Source organism: Geobacillus sp. LEMMY01, assembly GCF_002042905.1.
GTDB classification, from domain to species: Bacteria; Bacillota; Bacilli; order Bacillales; family Anoxybacillaceae; genus Geobacillus; species Geobacillus proteiniphilus.
The window spans coordinates 1-21,330 of record NZ_MVKA01000020.1; the positions used below are offsets into that span (position 1 = coordinate 1).

General features: G+C 53.1%; 17 protein-coding genes and 2 pseudogenes. 5 read left to right on the forward strand and 14 right to left on the reverse strand.

Features of this window, described 5'->3' with window-relative positions:
• The 4 genes and pseudogenes from B1A75_RS10745 to B1A75_RS10760 form a co-directional block, all read left to right on the forward strand.
• A pseudogene (locus B1A75_RS10745) lies at positions 1-189 on the forward strand (LCP family protein); the annotation flags it as partial.
• 241 nt (positions 190-430) lie between these two features.
• Positions 431-2,662: an SH3 domain-containing protein gene (locus B1A75_RS10750; protein ID WP_079936182.1), complete on the forward strand. Its 2,232-nt coding sequence runs from the start codon at positions 431-433 to the stop codon at positions 2,660-2,662.
• A 216-nt stretch (positions 2,663-2,878) separates the two neighbouring features.
• Positions 2,879-3,556 carry an SH3 domain-containing protein gene (locus B1A75_RS10755; protein WP_079936183.1) on the forward strand — a complete coding sequence of 226 codons (678 nt, stop codon included), beginning with the start codon at positions 2,879-2,881 and terminating at the stop codon, positions 3,554-3,556.
• A gap of 3 nt (positions 3,557-3,559) precedes the next feature.
• On the forward strand, positions 3,560-4,894 hold the full coding sequence (locus B1A75_RS10760; RefSeq protein WP_079936184.1) for a SpoIID/LytB domain-containing protein: 1,335 nt from the start codon (positions 3,560-3,562) through the stop codon (positions 4,892-4,894).
• 106 nt (positions 4,895-5,000) lie between these two features.
• On the opposite strand, the gene B1A75_RS10765 is transcribed toward B1A75_RS10760, so the two are convergent.
• The 13 genes from B1A75_RS10765 to B1A75_RS10825 all read right to left on the reverse strand — a co-directional run bounded on the left by B1A75_RS10765 (position 5,001) and on the right by B1A75_RS10825 (position 19,170).
• Entirely contained in the window at positions 5,001-6,257 is a 1,257-nt protein-coding gene (locus B1A75_RS10765; RefSeq protein WP_079936185.1) for a glycosyltransferase family 4 protein, read from the reverse strand.
• Positions 6,254-6,520, reverse strand: coding sequence for a hypothetical protein (locus B1A75_RS10770; protein ID WP_079936186.1), 267 nt, complete (start codon positions 6,518-6,520; stop codon positions 6,254-6,256). Before B1A75_RS10770 ends, B1A75_RS10765 begins: the two co-directional genes overlap by 4 nt.
• Positions 6,517-7,599: a glycosyltransferase gene (locus B1A75_RS10775; protein ID WP_079936187.1), complete on the reverse strand. Its 1,083-nt coding sequence runs from the start codon at positions 7,597-7,599 to the stop codon at positions 6,517-6,519. Before B1A75_RS10775 ends, B1A75_RS10770 begins: the two co-directional genes overlap by 4 nt.
• The gene (locus B1A75_RS10780) at positions 7,596-8,711 is read right to left on the reverse strand and encodes a glycosyltransferase (protein ID WP_014196796.1); all 1,116 of its coding nucleotides are present in this window, start codon (positions 8,709-8,711) and stop codon (positions 7,596-7,598) included. The genes B1A75_RS10775 and B1A75_RS10780 overlap by 4 nt, the downstream gene beginning before the upstream one ends.
• Positions 8,712-10,100 (reverse strand): O-antigen polymerase, encoded by a 1,389-nt coding sequence (locus tag B1A75_RS10785; protein ID WP_079936188.1) that lies wholly within the window; start codon positions 10,098-10,100, stop codon positions 8,712-8,714. It lies immediately after the preceding gene.
• Between the two features lie 12 nt (positions 10,101-10,112).
• The gene (gene wecB, locus B1A75_RS10790) at positions 10,113-11,171 is read right to left on the reverse strand and encodes a non-hydrolyzing UDP-N-acetylglucosamine 2-epimerase (protein WP_079936189.1); all 1,059 of its coding nucleotides are present in this window, start codon (positions 11,169-11,171) and stop codon (positions 10,113-10,115) included.
• A gap of 166 nt (positions 11,172-11,337) precedes the next feature.
• Entirely contained in the window at positions 11,338-12,786 is a 1,449-nt protein-coding gene (locus B1A75_RS10795) for a lipopolysaccharide biosynthesis protein (RefSeq protein ID WP_074043138.1), read from the reverse strand.
• 1 nt (position 12,787) lies between these two features.
• On the reverse strand, positions 12,788-13,519 hold the full coding sequence (locus B1A75_RS10800) for an acyltransferase (RefSeq protein WP_074043139.1): 732 nt from the start codon (positions 13,517-13,519) through the stop codon (positions 12,788-12,790).
• Between the two features lie 17 nt (positions 13,520-13,536).
• Positions 13,537-14,850, reverse strand: a complete 1,314-nt coding sequence (locus B1A75_RS10805; protein WP_014196801.1) for a nucleotide sugar dehydrogenase — start codon at positions 14,848-14,850, stop codon at positions 13,537-13,539.
• Between the two features lie 15 nt (positions 14,851-14,865).
• Positions 14,866-15,879: a Gfo/Idh/MocA family protein gene (locus B1A75_RS10810; RefSeq protein WP_014196802.1), complete on the reverse strand. Its 1,014-nt coding sequence runs from the start codon at positions 15,877-15,879 to the stop codon at positions 14,866-14,868.
• Positions 15,876-16,613, reverse strand: coding sequence for a GumC domain-containing protein (locus B1A75_RS10815; RefSeq protein WP_074043150.1), 738 nt, complete (start codon positions 16,611-16,613; stop codon positions 15,876-15,878). The genes B1A75_RS10810 and B1A75_RS10815 overlap by 4 nt, the downstream gene beginning before the upstream one ends.
• A gap of 118 nt (positions 16,614-16,731) precedes the next feature.
• Positions 16,732-17,850, reverse strand: coding sequence for a DegT/DnrJ/EryC1/StrS family aminotransferase (locus B1A75_RS10820; protein WP_014196804.1), 1,119 nt, complete (start codon positions 17,848-17,850; stop codon positions 16,732-16,734).
• 237 nt (positions 17,851-18,087) lie between these two features.
• A complete protein-coding gene (locus B1A75_RS10825) occupies positions 18,088-19,170 on the reverse strand; it encodes a glycosyltransferase family 4 protein (RefSeq protein ID WP_014196805.1) in 1,083 nt (360 codons plus the stop codon).
• 264 nt (positions 19,171-19,434) lie between these two features.
• Here B1A75_RS10825 and B1A75_RS10830 point away from each other — a divergent pair.
• Positions 19,435-20,512: pseudogene (locus tag B1A75_RS10830) on the forward strand (RNA-guided endonuclease TnpB family protein).
• Between the two features lie 157 nt (positions 20,513-20,669).
• Here the strand turns inward: B1A75_RS10830 and B1A75_RS10835 are convergent.
• Positions 20,670-21,290 (reverse strand): trimeric intracellular cation channel family protein, encoded by a 621-nt coding sequence (locus B1A75_RS10835; protein WP_074043874.1) that lies wholly within the window; start codon positions 21,288-21,290, stop codon positions 20,670-20,672.
• Between the last annotated feature and the right edge of the window lie 40 nt (positions 21,291-21,330).

Here is a 21,330-nt window from a genome sequence, read left to right on the forward strand (position 1 = left end):
AAAATGAAAAACGCGGATGTAGAAAATTTGCATTTGAAAGGATACGACGAAACGATCAACGGCGTGTACTACTACATCCCCGACGAGCAATCGGTCAGCTCAATCAATGAAACGCTGCGGCAAGCGCTCGAGACGTCCAACGCCTCCCTCACGCGCAGCGATTCACCATCCACACAAAGCCAAAATTAACGATCACAAAGAAGGTGCTCCCAAAAGCAATGGGGCGCCTTTTTCCATTTACAGCGTATATCATGCCGCAATGATGATGAAAGAACACAACTTTTCATGTCCTCTGCTTTTTTTCTCTCTTTTTCAACAAAACTTTTCATTTTTTCTCATAATAGGACTGAATTCGGGTTGGATAAAACGGCAAAATTCGCTATGATAGTATAGAAAACGCAAACTTGAGAAAAAAGGGGGGATCGAATCCTTGAAAAAAACGCTTCTTTCCGTCTTGTTGGCGACTTGCCCGCTGTGGCCGTCGGCCGCCTTGGCCGCCGATGGAAGTCCGTCCTCATCCTCACCGACACTCATGGTCGCTGAGCATAACGCTTTGCTAAGGAGAGGAGCGACGGATTCCTACCGCGTCGTTGGGTCGATTCCCGCCGGACAACAAGTGAAAGTCATAGACGAGTTTCAAAACACCTATGGTGAAACGTGGTATCGCATCGAGTACGGAGGCGTCACCGGCTGGGCGCGTGCGGACAGCTTTTCCAACCAACCGCCTTCTATGCTCGTCGGAAAGCGGGCGGTGATCGCCGCCAACGACATCGCGATGCGCAAGGGGGCATCCCCTTACTATCCGGTCGTAAAAACACTGTCTAACGGTGATGTCGTCTCCATCATTGCCGAGTTCACCAATTCGCTCGGAGAACAGTATGTGCGTGTGGAATGGGCGGGAGTCAAAGGATGGGTGAAAACGGAACAGATCTACATACCCAAACAGCTTCCGACACTTTTGCCGACATTCATGAACGTTGTGCAGTCCTCCCCGGTTCGCCGCGGGGCGAGCGTCCATTACCGCGCCGTTGCCACAGTGTCACGCGGTCAATCTGTCAAAGTGATCGATTTGTTCGTCACAAATGGTCAGGAACTTTGGTACCGCGTTGATCTCGGACATGTCCGGGGATGGGTGTCGGAAAAAGTGTTGACGATGCCAACAGCCATTTCTGTTCCAAACGATGTCTCTGATACGTCCGACATCGACGGTAAGCCGCTGACGATCAGCGTGTCGGTCGCCAATGTGCGGCAAGCTCCATCTTTAAAAGCAAAAGTCGTCACCCAACTGAAAAAAGGAACCAAACTGAACAGCCTGTCAAGCGCCAAAGATGCGTCGGGAGCGCTTTGGTACAAAGTGTCCCTCAATGGAAAAACGCTCGGCTGGGTGCACGAGACGGTCGTAACCAAATCCTACCTTTCCCCACCAGCCAGCCAGGGGAAGCAAAAGCAGGTGACAACCGCTAATGCGGCGCTGTTTGCCGAACCTTCGTTGAGCGCCGCCGTCATCGAGCGGATTGCGAAAAACCGAACGGTCACGGTTTTGAAGACGACAGAAGCATCTCCGTTCGACTGGGTGCAAGTCACCTCTGCATCGGGGAAAACGGGATGGATGCCGGCGTTTGAAGTAAAAGCCCCATCCTACGTATACGTCAAACAGGCGGGCACTCCGCTGCGCCGAGGTGCATCTTCGAACTATCAATCGTTGAAGGCACTGGCAGCGAATGAGCGGCTTGCTGTCCTTTACGAATATCATGGATGGCTGAATGTCGAAACATCCAATGGCGTCCGCGGATGGGTGGAGGAATCAAGCACATCTACCGTCGCCTTAAATAGTCTCGTTGAACCGACGTTTTCGACCATCAACGAAGATGCCTATTTGACGTGGAAAAAAACTTCTAATTTCCGCGTCTCCTATTCGTTGTTGCCGGGCAATCGTCTGAAAATCACCGGCTCGTTTTCCTACGCTGAAGTCCCGTCGACTGACATTCCAGGCATACAAACGGTGGAGTGGAACGGCAGCAGCCTGCTCTTCACCTTTGAACCGGGGTACACGTTCACCCTTCGCCATTACAGCGACCAATTGGCGCTGAAAATTCTCGAGACCGGGCTCAAGGGCAAAAAAATCATCATTGACGCAGGGCATGGGGCGCACGACACGGGGGCGATCGGCCCTGGCGGCACGCGGGAAAAAGATATTACTCTCGACACCGCCTTATTGCTAAAAGAAGAATTGGAGCGGGCCGGAGCGATCGTGAAATTGACGCGAAGCACCGACATCTTTTTGGAGCTGTCTGAACGGACATGGATCGCCAACAGTTCCGACTACGACGCCTTTATCAGCATTCACGCCGACTCGTACTCGCGGACATCTCGCGGAACGACGACGTACTACAACGTATCGAACAACTTCAATGGGCCAAAAAGCGAGCAGTTGGCCGCCATCGTGCAAAAACATCTTGTCCAACAGCTCGGAACATATGACCGCGGCCATAAAACGCAAGACTTTTACGTCAACCGGAAAAACGAGCTGCCGAGCATTCTCGTTGAGCTCGCCTTCATCTCCAATCCGAATGAAGAGGCGCTGCTCAAAACGAAAGCGTTCCGCCAAAAAGCGGCCGTCGGCATTCGCGAAGGATTGGAAGAGTATTTCAGCCAATTCTAGTTTGTTCGCTTTCGGAGAATAATAGCATTAGAAGGCCAGTGATGTAACGGATGTAAAGCTTTACAACGGTGTTTCTCAAACTGAGAAACCTTGCAACATCGCGTTTTCATTCCTTGCGATTCCTCATGAGCCAAGCGAATCTGTTGTTTTTCACCGGCCTTTTAGGAAAGCTATTATTCTCCTTTCTTTCCATATCCAAAAACGGGGGAGATGAACATGATGAAACGAAAAGCCAAATGGGCCATTGCTGCCAGCCTGGCGGTCGGGATGACGGCAGGCGCCCTCTTGTTTACGCCATCGGCGATGAAAGCATCGGAAGAAGTCGTGTTAGCGAGCGTCGACTGGGTGACTTCTCAGCTCAACCCGGTGAAAAACGACATTGCCAACTTGAAAGCACAACTGGCCGCCCAGCAACAACAAATTCAACAACTTCAACAACAACTTGCCAGCAAACCCGCTTCGCCTTCTTTGCCTTCTGTCGTCTATGTGGTGAAAAACAATGTGGCCATCCGCAGTGGGGCCTCCACGAGCTACCGCATCGTCGCTTATAAACAGGCAGGCGCTTCGCTGCAAGTGGTCGGGGCGCACGTCTCTTCCCAAGGGCTATGGTACAACGTCGCTCTCTCATCATCGTTGAAAGGCTGGATTTATTCCGGCGATGTCTCGACATCCGTCGTCAGCAGCGACAGCACCAAGCACGTCATCGCCACGGCCGCGGTCAATATTCGAAAAGGAGCGACGACTTCTTATCCGATTATCGTGACCGTTCCAAAAGGGACAGAGATGGTCTATATCCAGCCGTTTACCAACAGCAAAGGAGAGAAATGGTACAACGTGCAGCTGTCCGACGGGCGGCGGGGCTGGATGGCCGCTGAATTTGGTGAGGTGAAGTAGGCGGTGAAAAAACTAGCGTGGTTGGCCGTCGGCCTGTTTCTGCTCATCGTCTCTCCTTCCGCCTCGAACGCCGCTGGGGTGAAAACGTACAACAATCCCGTGCAAGTCCTTTTATATAAAGGGACATCGGTGACAGTCGCCGTCGAAGGAAACTATCAAATCGTCAATAAAGAGACGTTGACGATCACCCCGTTGCCAAGCGGGACAAATCTGACATTTCGGTCTTCCTCTTCGACCGTGTTTGTCACGTACAATGGAAAGACGGATTTTTCAAGCACCGGATTTACCATTCAAGAAACGATCGGCGCTGCGCCGTTGTCGCTTGTGAAAGTGAATCAAACCCGTTATCGCGGCAGCGTCGACATTCGCCTGCAAAACAGCGCCTTGTATGTTGTCAATATTTTAGATATGGAAGATTATTTAAAAGGAGTCGTGCCGAGCGAGATGCCTGCCTCTTGGCCGCTCGAAGCGCTGAAGGCGCAAGCCATTGCGGCCCGAAACTATGCCTATAAACATAAAACAAGTTTGACGACCAATCCAAACACACAGACGTATAAAGGATATGATGGAGAATCTCCCCGGTCGAACGAGGCAGTCGAAGCAACAAGAGGGCTGTATCTCAAATATAACGGCAATGTCATCGAAACGTATTACCACTCGACAAGCGGCGGCAGAACCGCCAACGTAAGCGACGTCTGGAACTCGTCGCAAACCGCCTACCCATATTTGGCGAGCGTCGATGACCCGTATGAATCATCGCCGTATAGCCGCTGGTCGTTCACCTTCTCGCCGTCTGTGCTGTTGCGTTCCTTCGGGATCACCGATCCATCGGTTGTTTTATACGACGTCTCGATCGCCAAAACCGGCGCAAACGGAGAAGTGGGTGCCGTCACGATTGAAACCTCGGCAGGCGAAAAAACGGTGAAAGGCAATGAAACGACCATCCGCAAACTGTTCCCGCTAGACGGCAATCAATTTTACGGCATCTTGCCGTCCAACTGGTTTGACATTCAAGTGCAAAAAAGCGGTCCATCAGTGTCGATTCAAACGACTAGCGGCAACATCGCCGCCTCTTCCTTGTCATCTTATTCCGTCCAAACAGGGAACGGAACGGTTTCGCTCGCCGACGTCGAAGGAATCAAAGTACAAACAACGGATGGCATAGTGCCGCTTTCCGCCTCGCCGTCAGAGGTTAACTCGATCATCGTCACTGGAAAAGGATGGGGGCACCGGATCGGCATGAGCCAATACGGAGCAAAAGCATTCGCCGAGCGCGGATGGACGGCGGAGCAAATTTTAGAGCATTACTTCCGCGGAGCAGAAGTCTCGTTCGAATGAAAGCGTGACGATTGTAAAAAAAAACCATCATTCCAAATGGAAACATAGCCGCTTTTCACATAAAGGAAAGGGCATCCTGCTTGTGAGCCGGACACCCTTTTCTTTTTTATTTTTCCGCCTGCCAAACGGATTCGCGTTTTGTTTCATCGTCAAGGGCGTGAAGCAAATCGTCGACAATGCGGATCCATGAGTATTGCTCCACCGCCAACTTGCGCCCATTTTCCGCCATCTTTTCGTATTCCTCTCTCGGAAGGCAAAGCAGCTCGATGACAGCCGCGGCGATCTGTTCGGGATTTTCTGGAGGAGCGATTTTTCCGCAATGGTATGTTTCTAAAATCTCTGCGCTCTCCCCTTCGCCGCAATACAGCACTGGGGTTCCGGTGGCGATCGCCGGAAAAATTTTCGACGGCCTTGCCCCTTTAAACAAATCGATGTTGCGCAGCGAAACGATGCTATAATCGGTGATGGAGAAAATCTCCGGCATCTTCTCAACCGGAACGGATCCGTAAAACGTCACATTGTCAAGGCCGAGCTCTTCTTTTAACGCCATCAGCTTTTCCCGCTCTTGGCCGTCGCCGACAAACAGGAAATGCGCCCGCTCGTCTTTCGCTTTGACGATGGCCGCCGCCCGCAGCACCGAATCGAGCCCTTGGGCGTATCCCATCGTTCCGGCGTACGTAAACACAACTTTTCCCTCGAGCCCCAATTCCGCAAGCAGCTCCTTGTTTTTCGGCAACGGGCGAAACACATCCGTGTTGACGCCGTTCGGCAATAAAAAGACATCCTCGGGCGCCTTCCCTTGCTCAATCATATAATCGCGAATGCCTTCCGTCGCGGCGGCGATTTTCCACGCCTTCCGGTATAAAAACAGCTCGAGCCATCTCGCCATTCGGATGAACAGCCGATTTTTCAAAATGCCGAGCTCAACGGCCGATTCCGGCCAAATGTCGGCGACGTTGAAGACAAACTTCGCCCGTTTCAACTTCGCGCCTACGTACCCGGTGATCCCTAAAAACAACGGCGGGGAATTGCAAATGATCACATCCGTCGGCTTCGCTTTCACAAGCAGCGAATAAAACGAGCTGAATGTAAACGAAAAATACGAAGCGAGCCGTTTCCAAAAGCTCCCCTTCGGCGACGGATAAATCCATGTCCGATGAACGGGAATGCCATCCCACTGTTCAAACATATAAAACAGGCCGCGGTATGGCTCCGGGATGACGCCGTGCGGATGATGCGGGAACGCCGTGAGCACTTCCACTTGATGCCCCCGTTTGATCAGCTCTTTGCTCACCTCATACACACGAATTTGCGGTGCGCCTGTTTCCGGCGGGAAGTGTTGGCATAGGTAAATGATCCTCATGGCCCGCTCCACACCACTTTCCCAAAAAATCGTAAACGAACGTTCCATTTCGAGCGCCAAGAGGCGAGCGCAAACGAAGCGGGGAAAGAGGAAAATGCTTCCTCGACACCGTGCCGATGTCCGCAGCTGAATAAGCGTTGCCGCGAACCGACGGCCATCACGAGCTTGCCAACGTAAAGCCGCCGGCTTCGCGACTTAGCCTCCGCTTTCGGCAACAAACGAGCACCAACCGCGACGGCTGACATGACGGCTTTGTTCCTCATCGACTCCCTCCACCGCCTTTCAACGTTTGTTCATACAATCGGATCATGCGCATCGCATTTTCCGTCCAATCGTAATGTTCATGGACATGTTTGACGCCGTTTTCCCCCATTCGTTGCCGCAGCCTCTCATCAAGCAGCAGCCGTTCGAACGCCTCCGCCAGCTTTTCCGGACTGTTTTTCGGCACGATCAACCCCGTTGTTCCCTCACGGACGACTTCCGGCAGCCCGCCGACGTTGGAGACGACAACGGGAACGCCGCACGCCATCGCCTCGACGGCGGCAACGCCAAAACTTTCGCTGTCTTCAGTCGAAGGCACGGCGAAAATATCCATTTGATTGATATACAGCGGCACTTGTTCGTTCGGAACTTTGCCGGCAAACGTCGTCACGGATTGGATGCCGAGGCGGGCGCACAGCTCCTCGTATTCACTCCGCTGCGGCCCGTCGCCGACGATCAACAGCTCCGTTTGCGGATGCCGCTCGTGCACAATGGCAAACGCCCGAATCAAATCGGCGATCCCGTACTTGTCGGAAAGAGCTTTCACCGTGCCGATCGTCACGGTCCGTTTCGGCTGTTTCGGCAACGGTTTGAAGCGGCCGACATCAACACCAAACGGCGTCACTTCGATCGGTTTGTCCGTATACTTTCCGGTTTCTTTCGCCATCACATGGCTTGTCGAACAAATGACATCCGCACGCTGCAATGTATATTCAAGCATCCGTCGGTTCCAACGATTGGCATTCGGAAACTGATACACGTCGCGCCCCCAGACGGAGACGTAAAACGGATGATACCCCGCAAGCGCCCCGATCAACCCGTAGCTGGAGGCATAATGGGCGTGCAAAATATCTGGTTGAAACGAAGCGAGCAACCGCTTTAATGAAAAGACAGTGGAAAAATACGACAACTTCCCCGGCAGCCATTTCGGCAGCACGACTGTCTCGACTTCTTTCGCTTGCTCCGGCCCGTAATGGTCTTTAAACGTCACGACTTTCACATCGATGCCTTGCGTTTGGTAAAAGCGGGCCCACTTATGCGTATGGATCGATTTGCTTGGAGCCAATAAGGCGACTTTCATCGGAGGCCCCCCACCAACGTTTCTTTCACCTTTTCCACTCTCGCTTCCCACGAATGTTTCGCCATAAACGTCTGCTCAATGCGCAAGCGGCACTCCTCGAGCATGTCGGCCATCTTGGCGATCGCTTCTGCCATCGACGACGGGTTGTCGTCGCAAATGACGCCGTACCCATCCGCTTCAATCAACCGCTTTTGCGCTGAGCAAGCGGTGGCGACAATCGGCAGGCCGCTCGACAAATAGTCAACCAGCTTGACGGGAACGGAAAAATCATTGTACTCGCTCCGCCGCCGCGGGATGAAGGCGAAATCCATCTCCGCATACAAACGGTCGAGCGCTTCGCCGCTGACGTGCTCGACGCGCACTTGCAAGGCGGCAAGCTCTTCTTTCACCGCAAGCGGCTGCCGCTCGTACTCGTCTTTTCGGCAGACGACGGTGAGCGAAACAAGCGGCTTGCGGCGGTTGGCCAAGCGAATCGCCTCAAGCAGGAGCAAAAGCCCATAGTCGGCATTGTTGATGCCGCCAACATAAATGGCATTCAGCGGCTGTTTCGCCGTCCCGAACCGCTGAAACGGCTTTTGCTTCCCACCCGGCGGCAAATCGACCATCGGGCGGCGGATCGCGACGTATGTTCCCATTTCGAGGCTCGGCAAAAAGATGACATCGCAGTACCGCTCGTAAAACCGTTCTTCCCAACGGTACATCATTTGCATGGCCGCTTTTTTCCAACCGCGGAGCGGATACAAATCAGGAAACTTCCAATAGACGTCGCGGTAAAAGACGCCGATCGGAACGTTGCGGGCTTTCAAGTAGCGGAGAACGTCCCGGTCGACGAACGGACGTTGCGGCCGGTGTCCTGGGTCAGTGAGCCAAAGCGGAATCGTCTGGTTTTCCATATAGCAAAACCAGACATCATCGAGCTTGCCTTGGCTGCGGAGCTCTTGAAATTGCTTCTCCCGCTCGGCTGACGTGCCGGCGATCAGAAGAACGTCCACTCCCTCCTTCGCTCCCCAGCGCAAAAACGCCTGATGCATTTCATACGGCCGCAGCTTTGACCCGCTGTTTCGTTCCGCGGCGAGTGAAAACGGGTAATAAATCAATACGGTTTTCATCATTCATCCCTCATCAGTGATTCGCCTTTTCGCTGCAAACCATGCCCGTAAATCCCCCTGCACGCGCAGCCATAACGCCATTCCGCCAAACAACGCCACGAGCAGCACCCAGGTCGGATTGAACAAAAAATCGGTGAACCCACCGACGAGCGTGCGGGGGATGTTAATGGAAAAATAAACGAACAAACTTAAAAACAAAGGATTTTTTGGCAGCCGTAGAAACCCAATGTACAACAGCTGCGTCACAACGCCGACATACAGCGTGCCGATGACGATTCCAACGTAGCCAAAGTTCGCATACGCCTCAGCGACAAAGAGTGTATTGAGCACCCCTCCCGTTCCATCCTCGATCCGCTCTGGGAACACGTGCGCCATCACGAGGCGGGCAGAGCGGACGTTCTCGACGTCAAACAACCCTGTTAAAATCGAGGGCAAGCTTTTTCCATAAAGAAATGGCAACGCTTCGCCGAACAAATTCAAATGAAGAAACGTCGGCGCGATTTGCGCCAAAATCATGCGGCCGATCGGACCTTTGTTGTAAGACAAAAAGGTCGCGACATCTTGCACCCCTTGAATGACGATGTACATGCCGACGAGCACCGCTGCCCCCACTCCCCCATACAGCGCCAGTTTCGCCGCCGACAGCCTTGTTTTTCCGATGTAAATGCGAATGAGGAAAAACATCATCACATAAAAGAAAATCGGCGATTTGGCCAAATCATACACATTGACGAACACCGCCCCGACAAACAGACAGATAAACAGCAGCTTCCACCGCCACTCGTGCGTCAGCTCGGCAAACAAATAAGCGATAAACGACAAAAGCGGCGTGAGCGTAATGGCAAAAATATTGCGCACGAGCACGTTTCCGGCAAAATGGCGCGACGCCTCAATGCGCAGCGCAGCCAAGCTCTCGTCCGTCCCTGTCAAGAGCGCAAACACCGGAATCGTCGGCGTTTTCCAAATCATATACGCAATGGCGGCAAAACTGAGCAGCGACAGCGCCAAAAACGCATAAAACACTTGGCTGCCCGTCGCTCCGGCCAACGGGGAAAGCGGCTTTTGCAAATAGGCGCGAAACTCCTGCCTGGCTTCAAATCCGCACAGCCTTGAAACGACCACCATCGACAGCGGGAACACGATCATGACGAAGCTGACGACGAAAAATCCGATCTGCCGGTATTCCTCGGGCCGAAACAACTTGCGAATCATGTAGTAATCATCCATTCCCAATGCGATCAGCAGCGCGCCGATGAAGCTCGACAGAAGGAACGAGTAATAGTACACAATCGACACCAGGTTGGGCGCCGTCAATGAAAGCGTCCCCGCTGCATAGCGAAACATCAAGGTGGAGGCGACAAGAACAATCAACCAGATCAACACGTCCAACATGCCGACGCACCCTTATCGCTGTCCGATCGCCGCCACGATTTTCTCCGCCGCATGCCCATCGCCAAAGACGTCCGCATAAACGGGGGCGACTTCCTTGTGGACCGCCGCGACGATCTTCTCACGGTCCGTGCCGGTTAAGATGTTCGCCCCGCCTTCGAGCGTTTCCACCCATTCGGTTTGTTCGCGCACCGTCACGCAAGGCACGCGCAAGAAATACGCCTCCTTTTGCACGCCGCCTGAATCGGTGATGATTTTTTTCGCGCCGCTCTCTAGCCGAAGCATGTCCAAATAACCGACCGGATCGATCAGCCGAAGCCCTGGAATCGCCGAAGCGTCCAAGCCGTACTCTTCAAGCTTATGCCGCGTCCGCGGATGAATCGGCCACACTTTCGTCCCGTCGATGTCCGCAAAAGCAGCCAAAATGGCTTTCAATTTGTCGGGGTCATCGGTATTTTCCGCCCGATGAATCGTGATCAGATAGTATGATTTTTCCTCGAGCCCCAAATCGGCCAAAATCGTCGATTGGCGCTGCGCGAGCTCCTTGTTGTACAAAATGGCGTCATACATGACGTCGCCGACGTTCCAGACGTTTCGCGTAATATTTTCGTTTCGCAAGTTCTCCACGGCCGTCTCCGTTGGACAAAATAAGAGCTCGGAGACATGATCGGTCATGATGCGGTTGATTTCTTCCGGCATCTGCTTGTTGAAGCTGCGCAGCCCGGCTTCGACGTGGATGACCGGAATGTGCAACTTCGAAGCGACCAACGCGCCGGCGAGCGTCGAGTTCGTATCGCCGTAGACGAGCACATAATCCGGTTTTTCCTGCATGACAATTTCTTCAATTTTAATCAGCATTTCACCCGTTTGCTTTCCATGGCTGCCTGAACCCACCCCAAGATAGTAGTCAGGCGTCGGAATGTTCAACTCCTCAAAAAAAATGGCCGACATATTCGGGTCATAGTGCTGCCCGGTATGGATCAGCACTTCGGTATATTGTTTTCGCAAGACGCGCGAGACAGGGGCAGCCTTGATAAACTGCGGTCTGGCGCCTAACACGGTGGCGATTTTCATCCGAAACACCTCCTAGAACGTTGGTGAAAAACAGTGATTTCTGCAAAATCATCGGTTCATGAATGCAAAGCAGGATCATGACCATGCTGTTTTTCAATGTGAGAAAGTCCTTTGAAGGAGCGTTTTCCCATTCAGTCACCAGACTTCTAGATCAGACGAGCGGTTATCAAGTATTTTGCGCATTTTCGCCCTCGATCGTGCGCACCGGGCGGCGCAAATCACGATCAACCCGGCTGGCAAAGAGCGTGGCGGCAAACAAGCCCCAACCAGCGAGCACCCAGCCGTCAGCGAGCGGCGCCTGCTGGACGTAGACGATGACGATGAGGGCGAGCAATGTGCCGACAAAAACCAAAGACATCTTTTTCCACGACACCGGCACGGAATACACTTGTTGGCTTTTGCGAAAAATGAAGGCCACAGCGACAATATACGTAATGAGGCTGGCCGCGACCGCTCCCCAGCTGAGCCAAAGCGGCACCAAAACGGCGTTCAACGCAAGATGAAGAAGCGCCGCTAGAGTGAACACCCGTGAAATATAGCCGGTTTCCTTTGTCAAAAACAAGCCGGTGGAAAGAATCAAATAATAAAAGTTCAAAAAAGTGACTGCCGATAAAAAAGGGATATAGGACGCTGCATCCTGATATTCCTGTTTGAAAAAGGTTTCCACAAGCCACGGGCTCGCCGTGGCGATCAAAAGCAGCCCAAACGCTCCAATGAGCAAAAGCGCCATATACACTTTAGCAAACAGCGTACGGCTTTCCGGTCGGTCTTTCATCGACATCGAATACGGACGCCACGCCATCTGCACGCCGCTGGTGATGAGCGTGATCACGGTCGCGAGCCGCAAGGCAACCCCAAACACCCCGACTTCCTCCAACGACGCAAACCGTTGGATGAAAAACGTGCTGACGTTGGCGATCACCCAAAAGGCGAGCGAAGTCGGCACGAGCGGGGCGGCGTAGGCAAGCAGCTCCTTTAACACGTCAAGGCGCACGCGCCACACCATATACTTTACGGTCAAATGCAGCATCAACAAAAACACGAGCGCGCTGCTTACGAGCCGGCCGATGAGCAGCCCTTCCGGCGTCGCCGCGAACCACCGGAGCGCCGCATACGACAGCACAGCGACAAGCAGCATTTTCACGAGCGTCCAAATCACGACTTTTTTCGTCTGAAATTCAAACCGCAGCACCGTCGTCGCCACGACGAAAATCGTATCGAGCAGCAACGTCGCGATACTGATGTACAGCAAATCGACATAGCGAGGTTCTTTAAACAGCGCGCCTGCGATCCACGGACCGGCCAAAACGACAGCCAAAAATAAGATGGCGACGACAAACAGCCGGAAGTACATGACGTTGCGCACATACAAAAGGCGCTTCTCTTTGTCGTCCGTGTCGTAATAGTAAAAAGAGAGCGCCGAATCCGTACCGAAAATGACGAGAAACGTCAGCATCGACGTCCATTGGTCGATCAAGTAGACCGCCCCGTACTGCGCCTTTGACAAATAGCTTGTATAAATCGGCAGCATCAAAAAGGCAATCAGCTTCGTACCGACGTTCATAAACGCGTAAAGGAGCGAATCCGCTCCTAAACGCTTGAATGCCGAGAACAATTTATAACAACTCCCGCTCGTCGACCATTTTGCTGAAGCGCGCCGGGAATCCTTTGACGACCGTCCTCGGTTCCGTATCTTTCGTGACGAGCGCCCCAGCGGCGACAAACGTCTCTTCCGCCACCGTCACGCCCGGCAGCAAAATCGCTCCGCCCCCGACGCGCGCCCCGCGCTTGACGGTCGCCCCTTTGATTTTGGCGAACCGTTCTTCCGTCCGCCCCATGTAGTTGTCATTGGTCGTCGTGACGCACGGGGCGATGAAAACATGGTCTTCGAGCGTCGTGTAGGCAGTGATGTAGGAGTTCGACTGGATTTTCGTCCGATCGCCGATTTGGACGTGGTTTTCAATGCACACCCCGCGCCCGACGATCACATATTGGCCGATTTGCACGTTTTCGCGCACGCTCGCCAAATCAGCGATCAATGTGTAGGCGCCGATCGTCGCTCCTCGATAGATGACGGCGTTGGCGCCGATCGTGCAATGGTCGCCGATGACAAGCGGCGGCAGCTCGCCCGACAGCTTGACGGTGCTCGTTTTCGCCGGCTTCGGCGGTTTGCCGAGCACCGCGCCGTCGGCGATCGTCACGCCGTCGCCAATGACGGTTCCTTCGTGAATCGTGACGTGATGGCCGATTTTAACGTCGTTTCCGATTTTTACATTCGCCTCGATGACAGTGAAATGGCCGATTTCGACACGTTCACCGCAAACAACAGAGGGATCGACAATATGCATCGTTTCGTCTCCTTCGCTTACAATTTGACGTATTTTGCTGGTTTCGACACATCTTTCATGGCGTTGCGTGTGTCAAACACGACCCGGCTGTGACGAGCGACCATTTCATAGTCGATGTTGGAATGGTCCGTCGTAATCAAGACAAGATCCGACTGCTCGAGCAGTTCCGGCGTCAGCTCGACCGTCTCAATCACCCGGTTGCACGCCCGGAACGACGGAACATACGGGTCGACGACCGCAAATTCCGCTCCGTATTGCTCGAGCAGCTCGACGATTTTCAACACTGGCGATTCGCGCACATCATCAATGTCTTTTTTGTAGGCGACGCCGAGCACCGTCACTTTCGAACCGCGCAGCGCCTTCCCTTCTTCGTTCAAAATGAGCATCGCGCGGTTGACGACATATTCCGGCATTGCGTTGTTGATTTCTCCGGCCAGCTCGATCAAGCGCGTATGGTAGTTGTATTCGCGCGCCTTCCATGTCAAATAAAACGGGTCGATTGGAATGCAATGGCCGCCAAGCCCCGGCCCCGGATAAAACGCCATAAATCCGTACGGCTTCGTTTTCGCTGCATCGATGACTTCCCAGACATCAATGCCCATCCGTTCGCACAAAATGGCCATTTCGTTCGCTAACGCAATGTTGATATGGCGAAACGTGTTTTCAAAAATTTTCTCCATTTCCGCCACCGCCGGACTCGACACTTCGTGCACATCGCCTTCAAGCACGGCTCGATACATGGCCGCCGCCACTTTCGTGCACGTTTTTGTCACGCCGCCGACGACTTTCGGCGTATTTTTCGTCTTAAACTGCTTGTTGCCCGGGTCAACCCGCTCCGGCGAATAGGCGACGAACACCGTTTCCCCGACGATGAGCCCCTTTTTCTCCAGCGCCGGTTTCACGATTTCTTCCGTCGTGCCTGGATAGGTGGTCGATTCCAAAACGACAAGCATCCCTTCATGGGCGTATTTGGCGACTTCGTTTGCCGAGTTTTCGACGTAGGACGTATCCGGCTGGTGATGCTCATCGAGCGGGGTCGGCACCGCGATCGCCACGGCATCGACTTCCGCGATCCGGGCGTAATCGGTCGTCGCCACGAGCCGCCCTTGTTTGACCATCTCATGCAAATCTTCATCGACGACATCGCCGATGTAGTTGATCCCATTGTTCACTTGATCGACGCGGCTTTGTTGGATGTCAAAGCCGATGACATGAAACCCTGCTTTTGCTTTTTCGACTGCCAGCGGCAGCCCGACGTAGCCAAGCCCGACCACGCCGATGACCGCGTCGCGTTTCTCAAACTTTTGCAACAGCCGTTCCGCGTAGTTCATTCCTCTCATTCCTTTCTACTCAGATAGTTGCACTCTTGTCCCCGTTTCCGCCGAACGCAAAATGGCTTCGATCAGCCGAACAGGAGCCAATCCGTCCAAACCAGTGACAATCGGCTCGCGGTCTTCGCGAATCGCTTGCACCATATCTTCAATGATCCATTGGTGCCCCGGCTTGCCAAACGGGTCGGCGTTGATCTCATCGATGAGCTTTGCCCGTTCTTCCTCGCTGACGCCTTCCGCTTCCCACGTTTCGATAAAGTTGGCCGTCCGGCCGCCGATTTTCACCGATGCCTTTTCGCCGAAAATGGCGATCGATTCCTCCAAGTTTTGCGGATAAATCGTCGTCGCTGCCTCAATGACGCCAAGCGCCCCGCTTTCAAACTCGACGACCGCCGCCGCGACGTCTTCCGTCTCAATCTTGCGCAGACGAGTCGCCGCCATCGCTTGCACCGCCTTGACCGGCCCCATCAGCCAAAGCAGCAAATCCAAATTGTGAATGGCTTGGTTCATCAAGACGCCGCCGTCAAACTCTTTCGTCCCCCGCCACGCCGCCTGATCATAATAGGCTTGATTTCGATTCCAGCGCACCGTGGCGTTCGCATGGCTCAGTTTTCCGAACATCCCTCGCTCCATCGCCTCTTTCAGCTTCCGAATTGCCGGGCGAAAGCGGTTCGGATGAACGACCGCGAGCTTCACGTCGTATTCCTTCGCCGCGCGGATCATCTCTTCGGCGTCGCTCATGCGGAGCGCCATCGGCTTTTCCACAATGATATGACGGCGATAGCGGGCCGCCAACTTGGTCAGCGGCGCGTGCAACCCGGACGGAACGCAAATGTTGACGACATCGATCTGTTCGTTCTCCTTCAACATCGTCTCCATATCAGTGTAAACAGGAACATCCGACACGTCGCGCAAACGTTCCGGATTCGTGTCGCAAACCGCCGCCAGTTCGGCGTCGTCCGCCTTTTCAATGGCATCGATATGTTTTTTGGCGATATGCCCCATGCCGACAATGGCAAAACGGATCATGAAGAATAGTACCTCCTCGCGTCCAATATATACTTCCAAAGCGTCAGCCAAACGACCGTCAAAAACAGGCCGAGGACAAGGCCAATCGCCGCAAGCTGCCCCGTATACGTTTTCGATTTCGCCACCGTTTCCGACAACACGGCCGGTTTTTCGTAAAAGACGAGATTGCCGCGGATGCGATTGACGCGCTCCATCACTTCGGTCAAGTTGTTTTCCGACTCGACCAACAAGTCGCTGATGTCATCGAGTTGTTCTGGATTCAAGCGGCCCGACTGTACTTGTTCGCTATAATAATCGACTTTTTGCTGCAATGCGCGCTCCCGTTCTTCCAGCGCATGCAAGTATTTCGTTGTGACATCAATCCGCTCTTGCGAATGGCGCTCGAGCTCCTGGCTATATTCCGACACAACAAGCTTCAATTCTCGACTCACGTCCTGTTCATCGTCGCCTTTGACGGTGATTTGCACGTACTGTTCCTCAGGAACGACGACATCCAAGTTTTTCACATCTGGAAACTTCGCCTCTATATTTTTCGGATCCGTCAACTCTTTTACGTCAATCGATCCGGTAAACACGACAGCTTTCCCCGTATACTTCTCCCCCTGCAGCAAAAGCCGCCCTGCGATGACGGTCAAAACGATCGTCGCAAGCGGAACGACAAGAAACCACCATTTTCGCTGCCAAAAAAAGCGCAAATATTCGTATAGCACAAACGGTCGTTTTTCCGCCGTCAATCCGGCCACCATCCCTTATCATAAAATAACAAAGTGTTGTGAACAAAACAAATGATCCAACGCCAAAGAAAACGCCATTGCTGTGCGCAAGTGACGTTTCCTTTGGCCGGTTGGACGATCAAGCGAAATGACGGTAAAATTCCGCGATTTTCTCCACGACGTACTGTTGCTGCTCCTCTTTCAGCTCTGGGAACATCGGCAGCGACAGCGCTTCTTTCGCCGCTTTTTCCGCCTCCGGCAACTGCCCTTCCTTATACCCGAGCGAAGCAAACACCGGCTGCAAATGCAGCGGCAGCGGATAGTACACCATCGTCGCGATCCCCTGTTCTTTCAAAAACGCCTGCAGCTCGTCGCGCTTCGGCGCTCGAATCGTGTATTGATGGAACACATGATAGCGCCCGTCGACTTCTTTCGGCGTCACAACAAGGTCGCCGACCGCCTCTTGCAACAGGCGCGTATACGTCGCCGCATGCTTGCGCCGCTGTTCCGTCCACCGATCCAGATGCGGGAATTTGACGCTTAAAATCGCCGCTTGCATCTCATCGAGGCGGCTGTTGTAGCCAAGTACATGATGGTAATATTTCGGCTTGCTGCCATGAACGCGGATGACCCGGCATTTTTCCGCCAGTTCGTCATCGTTCGTAATGATCATGCCGCCATCCCCGTAGGCGCCCAAGTTTTTCGTCGGGAAGAAGCTGTACGTCGCCGCCGTCCCAAGCTCGCCAACGCATTTCCCGTTGTATTTCGCGCCGATCGCCTGGGCGGCGTCCTCGATGACAACCAATCCGTGCCGCTTGGCAATCGCCGCGATCGCCTCCATATCCGCCATTTGCCCGTACAAATGCACCGGGATGATGGCTTTCGTCTTCTCCGTCACCGCCGCCTCAATTTGCGCCGGATCAATGTTGAACGTCACCGGATCGATATCGACAAACACCGGTTTGGCGCCGGCCCGCGCAATCGATCCCCCAGTCGCGAAAAAGGTGAACGCCGTCGTGATGACTTCATCGCCCGGCCCGACGCCGGCCGCTTGCAAAGCAATATGTATCGCATCGCTTCCGTTGCCGCAGCCGATTCCGTGTTTCGCCCGGCTGTAGGCGGCAATTTCCGCTTCCATTTTCTTCACATAGTCCCCTAAAATAAAGCGGGAAGAGCGCATCACCTCGTCCAATACACGCATGATCTCCGGCTTCAATTGTTCATACTGTTCGCTTAAATCCAACATTGGCACGTTCATCGCAAGTTCCTCCAAAATCAAAAAATATATAGAATAAACATGTTTAGTTTATCACATTTGCGTCAATATATAATGACAGTTTTGTGGCAATGTTGATTGCACGGTCAAAAAATAAGCGAAGATGTTGCATAAACAGAGAATGAAAAGGGTATAATTTTCCAAAGACAAACAATTCCTCAAAAAAGCCGTTTGTTCTTGAAGCGACACAAACGGCCCATTTTGCTGAAATTTGCTTTTTTAACGGTCGTTTCCGTATACTTTCCGACCTCCGCGCAACAGCTTGCGGAGGAAGGTCATAAACGGCTTGTACTGATCATTGACCAAGCCGATCAGTTCAGCAAGCAGTTCCCCGAAGACGATCAAGGCAAAGACGATGAGAATGGACTGCCATAACGTCGAGGCGGAGAACAAAATAGCGCTGATGGCAAACATCAGGCCAAACGCATAAATGAGCAAGACCGTGTTGCGATGCGAAAAGCCAAGAGCCAGCAGCCGATGATGAAGATGCGACTTATCCGGCGCCGAGATCGGCTTTTTATTCACAATGCGGCGAATAATGGCAAATGTCGTATCGAAAATCGGCACGCCCAAAATGATCACCGGAACGACGAAGCTGAAGAGCGTCACGCTTTTGTAAAGCCCTAGCACCGACAGGACGGAAATGGCATAACCTAAAAACAACGCGCCGGTATCCCCCATGAAAATTTTCGCCGGGTGGAAGTTGTAAAACAAGAAAGCGATGACGCTGCCCAAGATGATCAAGCAGAGCGTGAAAATGAGCATTTTGCCCGCCATGCCCGCCATGACGGCAATGGCCGCAATCCCAATGGCGGAAATGCCCGCGGACAATCCATCCAACCCGTCGATCAAGTTGATGGCGTTCGTAATCGCGACAATCCAAAATATCGTGATCGGGTAGCTCCACAGCCCCAACTCAAACGTGCCGACAAACGGGACGGTCAAAAGATCGACCTTCAGCCCGGAAGCGACAACGACGAACGCCGCCAGCAGCTGGCCGGCCAGCTTCACTTTTGGCGACAGCTCGTACAAATCGTCGAGCATCCCGACGAGCACGATGATGATGGCGCCGACCGTCATCCCCGTCACTTGCTCTTTATACACCCCGCCGACAAAATAGCCGACGGCGACACCGATAAAAATGGCCAATCCGCCAAGCCTTGGCATGACTTTTGTATGCACTTTTCTCCCGTTCGGCCGATCGACCGCGCCAATTTTGATGGCGAGCTTGATCACGAACGGGGTGATGACCAATACTGTGATAAACGAAGCCAAACATGCGGCAAATGCTTCCATATTCATGTGCAATCACCTTGGCCTTATAAAATCGCGGAAACACACATCATCTTTATGTTACCATATACGATGAGTAAATCAATCTTTTTTTACACCCCTTTTTTGTCCCCAAGGATGGAAAATTTCTTTTTCCCCTTGCCGCAAGAAACTCCGAGCGCCAATCCGACGGACGATTCCACATTTTACAGACCCGCGAGCGAGAAAGCCCACTCCTTTAGGGGTGGGATGAAAGCGAGCATTGAAGTATCATAAAAGGAGGGAGGTGAATCCATGCCCACCATCACCTTGAAATTGGAGCTTCACAAGCCAACGAAAGCCAAACAAGAAATGTATAAAAGCCAAACAAGAAATGTATAAACAGATGACAGAAGTAAATACAGCGTTTGCGAATTGGCTGGCGACTCATCCCGATCTGAACAAAGCCACCAGCAAAATCTTTCAGGATTTTTCATCGCAACGGTTTCCTTCCGCAATTGTCAATCAAACCATTCGGGAAGTAAAATCTCAAACGAAACACCAAAAGACAAAGCAGTTTCGCAAACAGTGGTGTTGCTTCAACAACCAAAATTGGAAAGTTGAACGAAAGGGAGATTTCTACACCGTTTCATTCCCAACATTGGAAAAACGAATCGGTGTGCCTGTTGTCACACGAACCTATCAAGCAGCATGGCTGGATCGGCTGCTCGATGGAACCGTCAAACAAGGGGCAGCCAAACTCTATAAAAAGAGAAAGAAATGGTATTTYGCCATCACCATCACMTTTGAAGTGGAACCGCGCAAGGAAACCAAGGCAATGGGCGTTGACCTCGGACTTYGTTATATCGCCGTTGCCAGCGTTGGAACGAAATCGCTGTTTTTTAAGRGCAACCAATGCGCCTTTGTTCGCCGGCGATATGCGGCTTTGCGAAGGAGATTAGGAAAAGCCAAGAAGCTTCATGCGGTGCGAAAAATCGGCGACAAAGAGTCCCGCTGGATGAAAGGTGTCAACCACAAAATCAGCCGTCAAATTGTCAACTTTGCCCTCGCCAACGGTGTTGGCGTGATTCGCATGGAAGAATTGACGGGCATTCGAAAACGGGCAACATCGGCAAAAGAAGCAGGACGAAGCCTTCACTCTTGGGCGTTTCATCAACTGCAAACGATGATTGCCTATAAAGCCGAAATGGCAGGCATTCGGGTCGAGTGGGTGAATCCGACCTACACGAGCCAAACGTGTAAATGTGGTCATCGAGAGAAAGCGAACCGAAACGGCATCCGCTTCCGATGCCAAAAGTGCGGATACACCCTCCATGCCGACTTGAATGGGGCGATCAACATCGCCAAAGCGATTTCAGGCTTGAGCGCCTAACCTAGCGCACTGGTCACAGGTGCGCCGCCCATCGGGGTACACGCTAACCCGATGGGACGGGGTGATGACACACCCCCGAACTTGGGCGTTGTCCAAACCAGAAATGGATGAGGACGCGAACGACCCAAGAATCCCATGGCTTTAGCCGTGCGGAGTGTCAAGGCTGCCCGCTTGTTTTCTCCCCAACCGCCCGCCGCGGCAGCTTCCAGCCGTACGTGTATGACAAAACGCGCAAAGCGGCGACGACGATCAACAGCACATACAGCTCCACGGGCGATTCGGCCCATTTCAGTCCGACGGCGAGGCCGGCGAGAATGGCCCAGGCGGCATAAATTTCTGCGCGCAACACGAGCGGCTTTCTTCCCGCCAACACGTCACGGATAATGCCGCCGCCGCTTCCGGTCAACACAGCGGCGACGATGACCGCACTTAACGGATGCCCCATTTTGACTGCATACAGCGCTCCTTGGATGGCGAACGCCGACAGCCCAAGGGCGTCAAAAAAGTTGCCCCACCGCTTCCACGGCGGCAGCATTTGCTTTGGGAACAAATACACAACTGTCATGGCCGCCAAAGCGACAAGAAAGAGCGGCTGCTGTTCCCATAACGCCGACACGGGAACCCCGATCAGCAAATTGCGCACCGCCCCGCCGCCAAAAGCGGTGACAATCCCTAAAATGTACACCCCAAGCAAATCGTACTCCTCTTCCATCGCGACGATCGCCCCGCTAATGGCAAAGGCGATCGTGCCGATGATGCTCAATACTTCCCACGTCATTCGTGCTGTTCCTTTCCGTGCGGTGTTCTTGTATCATTGT